The 13,162-nt window shown below is 42.2% G+C and carries 11 protein-coding genes; all 11 read right to left on the minus strand.

The genetic code is table 11. The annotated features are described in order from the left end of the window. Positions 1-10 precede the first annotated feature (10 nt). The 11 genes from AC58QG_RS03650 to AC58QG_RS03700 all read right to left on the minus strand — a co-directional run bounded on the left by AC58QG_RS03650 (position 11) and on the right by AC58QG_RS03700 (position 13,064). Positions 11-919, minus strand: coding sequence for a carbohydrate ABC transporter permease (locus AC58QG_RS03650; protein WP_497360743.1), 909 nt, complete (start codon positions 917-919; stop codon positions 11-13). A gap of 18 nt (positions 920-937) precedes the next feature. Then, complete coding sequence (locus AC58QG_RS03655) at positions 938-1,867, minus strand: ABC transporter permease (RefSeq protein WP_497360744.1); 930 nt, start codon at positions 1,865-1,867, stop codon at positions 938-940. Between the two features lie 194 nt (positions 1,868-2,061). Then, positions 2,062-3,633 carry a response regulator gene (locus tag AC58QG_RS03660; RefSeq protein ID WP_497360745.1) on the minus strand — a complete coding sequence of 524 codons (1,572 nt, stop codon included), beginning with the start codon at positions 3,631-3,633 and terminating at the stop codon, positions 2,062-2,064. 6 nt (positions 3,634-3,639) lie between these two features. Next, positions 3,640-5,466 carry a sensor histidine kinase gene (locus AC58QG_RS03665; RefSeq protein WP_497360746.1) on the minus strand — a complete coding sequence of 609 codons (1,827 nt, stop codon included), beginning with the start codon at positions 5,464-5,466 and terminating at the stop codon, positions 3,640-3,642. Positions 5,467-5,495: 29 nt separating this feature from the next. Then, entirely contained in the window at positions 5,496-6,107 is a 612-nt protein-coding gene (locus tag AC58QG_RS03670; RefSeq protein ID WP_497360747.1) for a histidine phosphatase family protein, read from the minus strand. Positions 6,108-6,217: 110 nt separating this feature from the next. Further along, positions 6,218-7,009, minus strand: a complete 792-nt coding sequence (locus tag AC58QG_RS03675; RefSeq protein WP_497360748.1) for a hypothetical protein — start codon at positions 7,007-7,009, stop codon at positions 6,218-6,220. Positions 7,010-7,241: 232 nt separating this feature from the next. Next, positions 7,242-8,213 (minus strand): stalk domain-containing protein, encoded by a 972-nt coding sequence (locus AC58QG_RS03680; protein ID WP_497360749.1) that lies wholly within the window; start codon positions 8,211-8,213, stop codon positions 7,242-7,244. Between the two features lie 266 nt (positions 8,214-8,479). Further along, a complete protein-coding gene (locus AC58QG_RS03685; protein WP_497360750.1) occupies positions 8,480-9,316 on the minus strand; it encodes a class I SAM-dependent methyltransferase in 837 nt (278 codons plus the stop codon). 37 nt (positions 9,317-9,353) lie between these two features. After that, on the minus strand, positions 9,354-10,958 hold the full coding sequence (locus AC58QG_RS03690) for a hypothetical protein (protein ID WP_497360751.1): 1,605 nt from the start codon (positions 10,956-10,958) through the stop codon (positions 9,354-9,356). Beyond that, entirely contained in the window at positions 10,942-11,658 is a 717-nt protein-coding gene (locus AC58QG_RS03695; RefSeq protein ID WP_497360752.1) for an ABC transporter ATP-binding protein, read from the minus strand. The genes AC58QG_RS03690 and AC58QG_RS03695 overlap by 17 nt, the downstream gene beginning before the upstream one ends. 518 nt (positions 11,659-12,176) lie before the next feature. Beyond that, complete coding sequence (locus AC58QG_RS03700) at positions 12,177-13,064, minus strand: LysR family transcriptional regulator (protein WP_497360753.1); 888 nt, start codon at positions 13,062-13,064, stop codon at positions 12,177-12,179. Positions 13,065-13,162: the final 98 nt, after the last annotated feature.

The raw sequence follows: 13,162 nt of genomic DNA on the forward strand, positions 1-13,162 counted from the left end.
ACGTTAAATTTTATCCCTTAACGGAACCTACTGTTAAACCTTGGATAAAGAATCGTTGAAAAAATGGATATGCCAGGAGGATCGGCAGCGTTGCGACGACCACCATAGCCATTCGTATGGATTCCTGTGGCAATTCATCTGCCACTTTCATCGTGTTAATCGTGTTTGTATTCTCTAGCAAATACTGCAAATCATTTTGAATTTTGGTAAGCAAATATTGAAGCGGCATCAAGTGCGGATTATCGATAAACAGCATGGCGTTGAACCAATCGTTCCAATAACCTAATGCGCTGAATAATCCAATCGTTGCAATACCGGGAAGCGAAATAGGCAGCACCGTTTTCACTAAAATCGTGAACTCACCAGCACCATCAATCCTCGCTGCTTCAATCATCCCTTCAGAAATAGTCGTTTTGTAGAAGGTGCGCATGACAATAATATAGAAGGCGTTGACACTAAGAGGGAGAATAAGAGCCCAAATCGTGTCTTTTAAGTGAAGCAATTGTGTGACAACCATGTAGAAAGGGACAATTCCTGCATTAAAAAGCATCGTAAAGAACGCAAGGAAAGTAAAGAATTTACGGTAAGCAAATTCTGGTCTAGAGATCGCATACGCGTAGGGTAGAATGAACAACAGACTTGAGATAACGCCGATCACGGTAACGAGAATTGTAATGAAGAAAGAATTCAACATTTCACCGGAATCCTTGAACAAATAGGTATATGCGGAAATACTCAATTGCTCAGGCCAGAAGCTATAGCCGTTTAAAGCCAGCATCTGTTCACTTGTAATCGAAATCATGATGGTAAACACGAGGGGAAATAAACATGCCAGAACGAGCAATGCAATGATCATATTCCAGAAGACGTTCCATCCTCGCGAAAATGCCTCATGGTTGGTTACATTCGTGGTATGCATACAAGAATCTCCTTTCATTTAAAATAAAGCATCGTCTTTGCTGATTTTTCGAACCCCGTAATTGGCGACTAGAACCAGAATACAACCTACAATGGATTGATATAGTCCTGCGGCAACGCTCATACTAAACATTCCCATTTCCTTCATGCTTCGATATACATAGGTGTCTATAACGTTCGTGACTGGGAATAACACTCCAGATTCTCCAGGCACTTGATAGAACAATCCGAAATCAGAATTAAAAATATGACCGACAGCAAGAATGGTTAGAATAATCATTAGTGGCTTTAAGTGTGGGATGGTTACATGTATAATTTGCTGCCATTTACTCGCACCATCGATGACGGCTGCTTCGTAGTAGGTTCTGTCGATACCCGCAATGGCTGCTATGTAAATGACACTGGAATATCCAATTGTTTTCCACACTTGCGCAAAGGTTAAAATAAAGGGCCAGTATAACTTTTCGGTATACCACATTTTAGGTTCAAGTCCACAAGCTGAAAGAATATTGTTAATGATCCCTTTATCCATGCTCAGGAAAGTAAATGCAAAATAACTAACAACGACCCAGGAAAGAAAATGCGGAAGCATTATACCCGTTTGATAAATCTTAGACATGCGCTTATTTCTTAGACCATTTACAACAACTGCTATGGTAACCGGAAAAACAAGTCCCAGAACAATAAAAACTAAATTGTACAGCAATGTGTTACGAGTAATTATAAAAGCATCATTGGACTGAAACAAAAATTTAAAATTGTCAAATCCTACCCATTTCGCATTCCATATCCCGTGAAACAATCCTTTGCTATCAAACCTGAATTGTTGGAAAGCGATCAAATTCCCGTAAATGGGCAGGTATTTCATTACGAGAAACCAGATTGTCCCCGGCAGCACCATCAATAGAAACGCCCTGTTCCTCAATAACTGCTTCCATGCCAAATGCATTTGTCCACTCCCCTCTTCCTATCTAAGCAGCCTAAGTTGTTGCAGTGATTTCCAGTGAGCCTTTCAACATGCTTTTATTATCCTACGGGATCTTACTTTCAGAAAGTGGAATAATCTAATACGAACCGTTCGATTCTAATAAACCTCATGTAAAAATAAAACACCGACGCCGTATTTTACGGACGCCGGCATATTTAGAAATTTGTTTGATGAAGATTTCGGAAATGAGTCGGCGATACCTCGACTAATTTGGTAAACAGTTTATAGAAATAATTCGAATCCATATACCCGACTTTAGAGGCAATTTCATTTGCTTTAAGATCCGTGTTTAAAAGCAGCTCCTTGGCGATCTGAATCCGATATTGGTTCATATAATTCGTAAAGCCGATGCCCATTTCTTTTTTAAATAATTGGCCCAAATAAATCGGATGAACATGATAACGATTTCCCAATGTTTTCAAGGATAGCTCTGATTCATAATTCGCATGAATATCTGAAACCATTTTGCGTATAACCGGACTCAAATTTTTGTCTTCGAAGTTAATAGCTTCCAACCGCTTATCGACGTATTTCAAGACGAACTGACGTATTTGTTCAAAGTTCCGAATTCTGAAAAGTTGAGAGAACGTCTCCATGAAATGATTCATACCGACTTGTTTACCGATAACGATCAGCAGGTCCAGCGCTCCATCCTGTACATCTGCTAGTGAGATGTCTTTGTGCTCTTTAAGCCTATCGAATGAGTCATCGATCCATCTGTGTATCCCTTCCTGATCACGCTTAGCGAGCAAAGAGGTAAAAGCAAGACGATCCTGAAGCAGCTCAATATTTGGTTTCTTGGCGTATGGCTTTTCACCGTCAAGTATCGTGGCGGCACCTTGAATAGAGCTTCGAATCTGTTGTTCCTGAGCCGTGCGGTAACTCTCAGGCACCTCGGTATGACTTTGAACTGTTGGTCCAATGGAGAACCTCATGCCCACCTGCCACCTATCCATAATAACCTTATGAAGCTCTTTCAACTCTCGATAAAGAACATCGCGCTGCAGGAAGCCATTGGCATCTGAGAATAGAATGACAATATCGGCCTCCTGATTGATGAACCACTGGTTTGTATAGGATAAAAAGGGCTTGGCAGATAACACTTGCGCCTCACCCAATAGTTCGGCTATCATTTCGTTGCGAACTACCTGAGAGAAGGCTTCACCTTCTTGCTCAATCCTTAAAAGGCTCCCTATTACAACTGCATAGGATCGTTCATAAAGCGAAATGTCGATCATTTCTGCTCGATGCATCAGTTCGGACATTGAAATCGACTGACTCATCCAGCGATTAAATACATTATTGCGTAATATTTGCTTCTCTTCAGCGGATCGATTTCTGCGAAGTCCCTCTTGCTCCAGCTTCAGTACGGAGGCTTCGAGCGTTGCTTCCAGTTCTTTGACATCAATCGGCTTGATCAAATAATTCTCAATTCCGAGGCGTATGCCTTCCTTTACATATTGAAAATCGTCATATCCGCTGAGTACGATAAATTTGACGTTTGAATCTAAGGATTTTACGGTTTCTATAAGCTGCAGTCCACTCATATCCTGCATACAAATATCCGTGATAAGTATGTCTACGGGATCTTCCAGAAATCGCTCGAGTGCTTCCTCGCCGCTTTCAGCCTGAGATAAAATGCGTAGCCCGTGACGATTCCAGTCGATAATCGCATGCAGACCTTTTAGAATTAGCGGTTCATCATCGACAATCATTACTTTATACATAGCCTTCTACTCCTTGCTGATATGAGGAATTTTCATAGTTATTGTTGTTCCCGTCCCGCTTGCACTTTCGATACTAATACCATAAGCTTCGCCGTACAACATTTGAAGCCTCATGTTCACGTTATGAAGTCCGATAGAATCCGTTACTGCTTCAAGCTCACTTCTTACCTTCAATGACTCACGAAGTTCCATCAATTTGGTCTCCGGAATTCCTTTGCCATTGTCCTTAACTTCGATCATAATGATACCGGAATCTATGTCTCCCTTAACATGAATCCAGTTATTCTTGCGGTCGCTTCGAAAGCCATGCAGCACGTAGTTTTCGACCAACGGTTGAATGGAAAGCTTTAAAATTTCTTGCTGCTCAATTTCTGAGGCAATATCGAACTGAACCTCTAGACGATCCGGATAACGAAACTGGAACAACTCCAAGTACAAGCGGCAACGCTCGATCTCATCGGCTACTTTTACAATCATTGCACTTTTCATCGAAGTACGGAATAACGTAGCGAGAAGATAAATCATATGACCAACTTCGGGAGCTCCGTGTGCAACCGCATTCATTCGAATCGCCTCTAGCGTGTTGTACAGAAAGTGAGGATTAATCTGCATTTGCATCGCGACAATTTCCGCATTCTTCTGTTTAATCTCTGAGACAAACTCCTTCTCAATATAGTGGTTCACTCGTTCAATCAGTTTATTGAAGTTAGTCGCAATCTGGTATAATTCATCACCTTCGGTTAGCGGAATACGTACACTCCTTTGACCAACGTCCAGATTCTCCATCGCTCTCACGATCACCTTAGTGCGTTTCGAGAACCTTTGTATCAATGTACTCGTCAAAAAAATAGAAGCACAAATAAATGCGAGCGTAAGAAACGCTATCCACCTTTTAACCCCCTTCGTATCGACACTTAGCTCTTCAGGTGAAACTACCTGCGCGACCATAACACTGGCCTTGTTATTCATAGATACCGTCGCGTACAAATTCTGCTCGGAAATCAACCTCCTGTCAGACAAGTCGTTTTCCAACAAATCCGTTACTGGAAATCTGCGGCCGTACCACGTATTGGAAGAATCGTAAATGACATCGCCATTTCGGGTCGTTACCAAAAGATCTCCTTTCAATTCGTTCTGTATGCGCACGTTGGGCTCTATCATGTCATTGGATCTGAATAAGAACATCATGTTGCTAAGATGCTCCAAGGTTTTCGGATTTTTCAACTCAGCTGCAACCGCGTATAGCGGCTCGTGTGTACCATTTGTTTCAGCAGAAATAGGGTAAATCTGACTTTGGTCGCCCCCCACTCCTTGAAAAGGAATCTTATATCCCGTCTCTTCCGGTGGAATAATCTCCAGCGAGAATTGATCATTAACCCGATACAATTCCCCATTCTGCCCCGAGAAAATAATCGATTCGATATTGAACCCGCTATTAAAAAAGGTGGAAAGCTCTTTCAGCGAATTCGTGAGGGACGAATCAACGCTGAGAAATTGATTTAATGTGTAATTTAAATATTCGGAATACCCCTTATTGAGCAAAACCGAAAAATTCTGAAGGAAATAATCGTTGGAATTAAGACTCTGCACGATCATTCTGGAAGCATCTATACGTTGGTCAATATAAGCGTTTACATTTGAGACAGCCTCACGTTCCCGCGCTGCTTCCTTATTCATCATATATTGCGAGAAATACTGATACATAAAAAAAGACAAAGCAACCAACGTAAGTATCACAATTAACGAGTACATCATGAGAATCTTATTGAACATCTTCTGGGCAAAATATTTCTGGTATCCCTCTGTGAGCCGCTTTCTAACTTTTCGTATCATGTTATTCCCCTACCAAATGTTCAGCTTATTCAGAAATGAACAGTTATATTTTCCAATGTAAACTCCCAGTTTCCGTTACAATAATCAATCTTGTGAATACTGGTATTTGATGCTGGGAAAAACTTATTCTTATTCGTCCACTCTATGCCTCTTAACATATGATAAATGATATTTATTACACCGCCATGAGTTACAACTACTACGTTCTCGGTATGGTTTTTTCTTGCTTGGTCATTACATATATCTTCGAAAGTTTCCTTTATACGCGTAAAATTTTCAATTGGACTCTCACCACCAGGATATTTTTCATCCATCTGCAAACTTGAAAAATATAAACCTGGATATTTTACATTCGCTATCTCATTTGGCATCCCTGCCAATACACCATTGTTGGTTTCTCGCCAACTTTCCGAGCTTGTAACCGATAAACTAAGTTTTTGTCCAATAATACTAGCTGTTTCGAATGCCCTTCTCAAATCGCTACTGATTATTTGTTTAATATTATATATTTGCTTATTATCAAAAAGATATTGTCCCAGTTTTTCGGATTGTCTTATTCCTTCGTCTATAAGTCCTCTTTCACTCCATCCACCACGATAACCATCTTCATCTTTACCATGCCTAACAAGATAGATTGCCATTGTTTCCTCCTTGAATGCTGCTGAATTATGGCTGCCACGCGGCAGCATTTAAGATGTTTAACTACAACGGACAGCTTCAAATGTAAGTTAGAATTAGGCTCGTGTTCCCGTTATCCAATTCTAGGTTTCACCAAATCTCTAACATCGAAAGCCGAAAGAGACTTTAGGCCAATTTTATTTAGATAAGTTAAACGTAATTCCAAAACATTAATCAATTCATAATAACGATCTGACACTTGCGTGCCAAGACCATTACGTAAATTTTGGACAAACATTATCGATTCTGAAATCGGCATTCTCAACACATCTGAAAGAGAATTCCCCATAATCATTCGTTCTAGTTCCAACATTCTTCCTGTACAATTTGGGCACTTATCATGTTGCGAGAATAATTTTATTGCCCAAAGGTTTCCTTTACTAGTTGTTCCTGCATCACGCATATATTTCAAATCATATACGCACCCATGATAATAGTTTTGGTGTTTCTTTTTCTTGTGAACGTACGTTACAAGATCCTTTTCATATCCATAAAGTAAAATATCGGTAAATTGCTTATCCTGCTCTGCTAGTGGCTTTTCAAAGTCAATTCCGATCATTTTAGCCAATTCTTTGATCTTTACAACAGGTCCGCAGTTAGTACCCGCCCATAAAAGCACAGCTCCTCTTTTAAGCGAGAGTTCAGTTGCGACCATACGACTTGGATCAATATCACCAATGACCGTGCCTGTGCCGTTACATGTAAGGCATATTGGAGTTGTTTCCTGTTTAGTTACTTTTTTTTCCATGGATTCCTCAATATTCGAATACAATAACGATAGATGTTTTAATACTCCAGTAATTGTGCTAACAAGGGACCCTGGTCTTTTAGTGTTAAACTTGTTATGGGAAAGTTCAAATTCCAATTCATAACCCCCTTGACTATTGTTCTGAACCCCTTTATTATACCGATCACTTATTAACTCTGTAAATATTTACCTTTAAACTATCCTACCCGTTCGTAGTGAGCACGATAATGCGGTTCAAGTTCATATGTGCTTTGAAATAATAAATCCAATATTAAATGCAAAAAAACCGCCGAGTAAAAGGCGGTTAATAATCTCAATCTTATTTTAATATTCAGATTACAGGTTATTACTACTCACATGCCACTCCATCACCATCACGATCGAGTTTACTGCTGTAACCTGGATCATTTTTATATAGTGGTGCCTTGCCTGCCGCTTTCACTGAGGTACAATTTTGATATGTAACATTACCAGGAGTATCCGGTCTTGGAGAAACTTCTTGCGCAGGTGTAGTTGTTGGAGCAGCCGACTGTTCTAAATCAGCCCAAACCCCTCTTTTCGCATCTCTAGCAGTGGTTTGCAAGTAATTAAATAACTCTACCCAACGAACGTTAGGCGGGTATGTTGCCATTTTAGCAAATCCCTCACCAGCTAATGCCGCGTTATATAATGAACCATCTTCTAGGTATACATAGCCAAGTAAACGACCATATTTATCTCGCTCTTCAACATCAAGTTCCACATAAACCGTCTTCCCTGTCAATTTACCTTTAGAAAAGTTGGATGCCAATAACCCGCCATCTGGAACAGGATTGGTCGGATGCACTATCTCAGGTGTATCAATACCAATCAAACGAATCTTTTCCGTATTACCATCCCATGTCACTTCAAAAGTGTCACCATCGACAACACGATTAACTGTGACTTTTTTCTTTGTAATCGAACTAATCGTTATTGTCCGGGAAGCTCCTTCCCATCCGACAGTTGCACCGAGTGCTTCACCTACAAAACGGAGTGGAACAAGCGTAGAACCATCTATAACCTGACCTGCAACTGGGATAGCAGCTGCTTGTCCATCTTTCGTATAGTAGTCATTTCCGACCGTATACACAATAACATTAGTGCCCTTAATTGCTGTTACCGTCTTAGTTGCCTGCTCCCATTCTACTTGAGCGCCCAGAGATTCAAAAATCTTGCGTAACGGAACTAATGTGCTCCCATCAATTATCTGGGGATCTACCTCAAATACTAACCGTTTGCCGTCTAAGAACACAGAAGGTGCAGAATTGCTAGCTGCGCTTAGCACTGGAACAACGGTCAATACCAACGCAAGACATAGGATTAATGGAAATAATTTTTTGAACAAAATAAGTCACCCTTTCTTGAACCTCCAATAGTATTAATTGGAGTTCACAAATCCTATAATATCATACCCTCTATTAATCTGGGTGAATTGGGTGATATTGGATTAATGACTTAAGTGGATACATAAAAAGGTCTCGGTGCCTGTTCAGCTTTGGTAGTATGGGCATAAGCAACGAATTCGTTGTCCCCTTTGCCCTCTACAATGCCAAGCTTCTTCATTGTCTATATACTGTTCAGTATAGGTTTTTTTCCACATGCCATTACAAAGTTCATCATCGCATATGCATCAGGAGAATTATTTATGTTCTCAGAAGCTTGGTTTACCTGATTGAATTCTTCCTTATTGAGGATCCCGTTCTTATAAAAAGCTATAAAACGATTAACATCAAATTGCCGTTTGAAACCCTCAATCCCATGGACGTCACTATGCTGCGTTACGGTATCGAAATCTAAATCAATATAACCTGCTTTTGCGAGAAGTCTAGGCAGACTCCTCCCGATATACCGATTTCCCCCTTTTGATGCTTGATACTTCGCTAGTTTCTGTATAACAGAAGATAGCAAAGTAAAATTGGGTTCAACCACTCCGAAAATTTGGTCATCTATATCTATGATGACCAGCTTCCCTCCAGGCTTCAGCACTCGAAAGATTTCTTCAGCTGCCTTCTCTGGATAATGTAAATGTAGAAAAAGCAATCTTGCAATTGCAAAATCAAATGTATGATCAGGCAATCCAGTATCATATACAGACGAATGCACAAACTGAAGTTTTGATGATGGTATATTGTCTAACCTGCTTTTAGCTACTTCCAAAAGGTCTGTATCAACTTCGAGAGCTGTAATCTTGCTATCCTGTAATTCATTTAAAAGTTGTTCAGTAACAAAACCTGGACCACTTCCCAGCTCTAATACGCTCATGCCGTTCTGTAATCCATACCATCTTAAATTACGGAACTCTTTATCCCAACCCATCATTGCTTGGACTTTCAACCTCTCTACTTCTGCTTGAAAACCTAACTTTGCATTTGCAATATTGTAAGTAGAATTGCGTTCTTTCATTTTTACCCCCTGTTATGAGACACCGCAACCAATCCGGTTATTTCACCCTGAAGGTGCGATGACCGAATCGGCGTACGAGAATTAACGCGGCGGCCAAGTAAACGAGTGTTACAATCAAGACTGCTACAGTGAAAGGGAGCGCCGGGGCTTTCACTCCTATACTGATCCCGCATGCCGCTGACACCAGCAAGTTCACGATATAAAAGATAGGACTTTTCACATTGAGTTCGGTCGAATAGGGCTGAAAGATATAGTACATCAACAGGTGATGGACGGAGAAAAAAACGGACAGCATCAGCAGGCACACCCACAGCAGAAGCAACGCCAGATTTACCGCTGCGCCGGCTGCCAGGGCAATAAGCGTCAGCGCGGCTCCGAGAGCGGCGGCGATCGTCATGTTCAGCCCCATGATTCGGTACAGCCTGATGCGGAAATGCTGATTCGCGGCATTCCGGTAGAAGCTGTAATGCAGCAGGCTGAGATCGCAGTTGTAAAATATAGCGCGGCACACTCTTTCTCCTACAGTCAGGAAGTTCAAAATTATAACCAAAAAAGGAAGAACAGTCTCCAGGTTTGAACTCAGAAGAGCGACCCGTTGACTGTCCAGCGCTGCAAAAACAATGCCGGAGACACCCAAAACGCCAATAATGGCTAGTCTTTTGTAGACAGGTTGTGTGATCAGGCTGCGATGCCGTGCGAAAAAAAGCGCATTCAGATAAGCATAACCTTCCTTGGTTTTGAACTTGTCGGCCTGCATCGTCGTCAAAGCGTAATCGCTGTCTTTGGATCGAACACTCGTTTTCTTCGCATCCGACATCATGCGCCCGATATCCAGCAGCGGGTCGTCCCGTTTCGTTGCGACGTCAACCGCCGTTCGGTAATCGGGATACCGGGCTAGCCGCATCGCAGCGAAAATGCCTAATGCCGCAATGACGAGAACTGCAGGAAAATCAATTAGCATCGAGCCACTATTTGGCGTCCAATTGAGGAGTAGCGGTGCATAAGCGGCCGCACTGCCAAGTCCGATCGTCAACCAGACAAACATGGTGTTTCGGATCAGCTCTATGCCGGTTTTCTCAAACAGCTTCAGATGCAAATATTCGCAGAATACCCGCCAAAGCGTGACTGCAGCCGTCAACGTCAGCGCTTGCAGGATGGAGGCACCCAACAAGGAAGTAAAGAGCAGCAGTGCAGGAATATTATAGATAAAATATGTGCAGTAACGATAACTGAGCAAAGTCCGCATATACGTGGTCGGCGACAGCCGCATCAGCTTCACGGCGATGTATTTCTCCCGTTTCGGCTCCAGCACGGAGGCAGTTGTGCCACCTGCCACCACAAAGCTAAGCAGCAAAAAAATGTGCAAAAACAGCTGCAGTTGGTCTTCCTGAGGCAGCGACCGATTCAGTGCAACGGCAGGCAAATAGACGAGCAGACCTGTATATGCCAGCTTGGAAAACAGTCCCCAAAGCACGTTCAAAATGAGTGAGATAACGGTAACGGTTTTTTTGACATGCAGATTGGCGTAAACGGTGTCCGGTATCCGTCTCCCAATAAGTGGAAGCATTTGCGCATAATAAATAAACCGATTGGCTGCGGAGGATGTCCGGATGGCGAGCAACTTATTAAACGTTCTCAGCATGGCTTTCATCCTTTAACAAATGAATAATGCGCTGTTCGAATTCCGGACTGTGTAACAGCTCAGCCGGAACGTCGGACAGCCGGCCATTGTTCAACACAATAAGCTCATCGCATAGATCGGAAGCCAACTGTAAAATGTGGGTTGAGAAAATGAGGATATGATCGCGCTTCATCTCACGCAACATATTTTTCATCTCCAACGCCACGATGACGTCGAAGGAGGTGAGCGGCTCGTCGAGTAGAATGATCGGTGGTTTCGTAATCAGGAACAGCAACATCTGAATTTTGTTTTTCATCCCGTGGGAGTAGCTTTTGATCAGCCTGTGCCGGTCATCTTTCCCCATGCTCATAATGTCGAAATAAGCGTCAATGCTTAGGTCCGGCTGCAGGTTGTCCCGGTTAATATCCATGTAGAACTTAACGAATTCATAGCCGGTCAGAAACTCGGGCAAAATCGGCAGCGAGTACACATACCCGACATCCTCTTCACGGAGCTCCCGCACGACGCCATTTTCCTCAAGGAGAGCTCGTCCCCCGTCCATTTTCGTCTCGCCGCTCAAACAGTTGAACAGCGTCGTCTTCCCGGCTCCGTTGCGGCCGAGCAGTCCATAAATTTTTCCTTTTTGAAATCTGAATTCAACGCCTTGAAGCACCTTTTTATCGCCGAATTTCTTGACGATTTTGTCCAGGGTCAATTGCAAGTATAACGCCTCCGTTCGCTTCGTATGTTATGCCTTGTCTTCCTTACTTTTTCGATCTTCTGGCTCTCAACGCCAGACCATACACCAGCAACTCTTTGGTACGCACCGGCTTACAAAAAGTTTCTGAACTACCACCAGTAAGGTCATTAAAAATCGTCCTAAAATGAAAAGAACTTGCTGTATTTATAAGCAGGGACTAAACCCTTTTCTTCATCTGCTGGAACTTTCATATCAATAACCAAATCAATTTCTTCACCACTCACGAAGTCGAAACCCAGAAAATTAAAAGCCATATTCATCCCTCTTTTATCCAAAATTTAGATTATGAAGAGATTGACTTATTCACCAACTTGAAGTAAATGGGAAGATATTACAATATGTTTTCTTATTCGGTATTGCGTTTTCATATTCCTTCATTTGTTACGTTAATCTACCCGTTACTTCAATAAACAAAATAGGATCTGCCGCGAAGCAGATCCTAAACTATAATTATCTGTTAGTTAAGCAAACTTAGGGGATTAAATTGTTTGTTTGGATAAGGCATCGAAATATTCTACAACGACCTCACGAAATTCAAGAGCAGCCGGCGATATGTATCGACTCCTGTGCCACAATAATGCGATTTCCCGCACCACTTCGTGCGTCTCTACCTGGAGATATTTGATTTGTGCTCGATCATTCCTTGCTGTACTTGGTATGAAGGCTATGCCAATTTCGGCTTCCACCAGATTGACCAACCTTGCCGGTTCATCCCCCTCGTATACATAAAGAGGTGCAAATCCCATCGATTTGCATACCGCGTCCATTAAATCACGCGTACCGTAGCCGATCTTTAACCCGACAAACCATTCATCCCTCAGCTCAGTCAAGGATACGCTGTTTCGAGTCGCCAGCCGATGCCCCTCTGGAACAGCGACAAGGATGGGGTCGATGAACAGGATTTGACATTCGATGTCCTCCCGTTCGATAGGTGGCGAGGATAAACAATAATCTACCTCACCTCTCTCTAGAAGCATAACCATTTCCTGTGTCGTCAACATTTGAACATGAAATTGAATATTGGGCCGCTTTTTTCGAAATTTCCGAAGAATGTGGTGTAATACGCTTGCGCTAGTCACCCCTAGTTCAAGTGTGCCGTGGTCGGGGCTGGATAAATCGCTAAGCTCCAGCTTCCCCTGTTCCAATTCGAACAAAGCCCTTTCTGCACGCCGAAGAAATCTTCTTCCGAACTCATTTAATTGCAGCTTCCTGCCTACTCGATCGAATAGCGAGACCCCTAAATCTTCCTCCAGGCGCTGAATCGTTTTGCTTAATGACGATTGCGTAACGTGCAGACTCCGGGCTGCTTCGGTCACATGTTCCGAACGAGCTACCGCGATAAAATAGTGCAGTTGAAGAAGTTCCAATTTCGTACACTCCATTCATTCCTTCTAATCAATGTGATTATAGCATGTAATGCGTTGGAATAAATAATCGATTTCAAGTAAGATGACAATTAGATTTA

Source organism: Paenibacillus sp. J22P169 (genome assembly GCF_059691995.1).

Coding starts and splice junctions, on each gene's coding strand:
- AC58QG_RS03685 (WP_497360750.1), bottom strand. CDS start 9,316: ATGAAAGAACGCAATTCTACTTACAATATTGCAAATGCAAAGTTAGGT.
- AC58QG_RS03670 (WP_497360747.1), bottom strand. CDS start 6,107: ATGGCAATCTATCTTGTTAGGCATGGTAAAGATGAAGATGGTTATCGT.
- AC58QG_RS03650 (WP_497360743.1), bottom strand. CDS start 919: ATGCATACCACGAATGTAACCAACCATGAGGCATTTTCGCGAGGATGG.
- AC58QG_RS03655 (WP_497360744.1), bottom strand. CDS start 1,867: ATGCATTTGGCATGGAAGCAGTTATTGAGGAACAGGGCGTTTCTATTG.
- AC58QG_RS03690 (WP_497360751.1), bottom strand. CDS start 10,958: ATGCTGAGAACGTTTAATAAGTTGCTCGCCATCCGGACATCCTCCGCA.
- AC58QG_RS03665 (WP_497360746.1), bottom strand. CDS start 5,466: ATGATACGAAAAGTTAGAAAGCGGCTCACAGAGGGATACCAGAAATAT.
- AC58QG_RS03660 (WP_497360745.1), bottom strand. CDS start 3,633: ATGTATAAAGTAATGATTGTCGATGATGAACCGCTAATTCTAAAAGGT.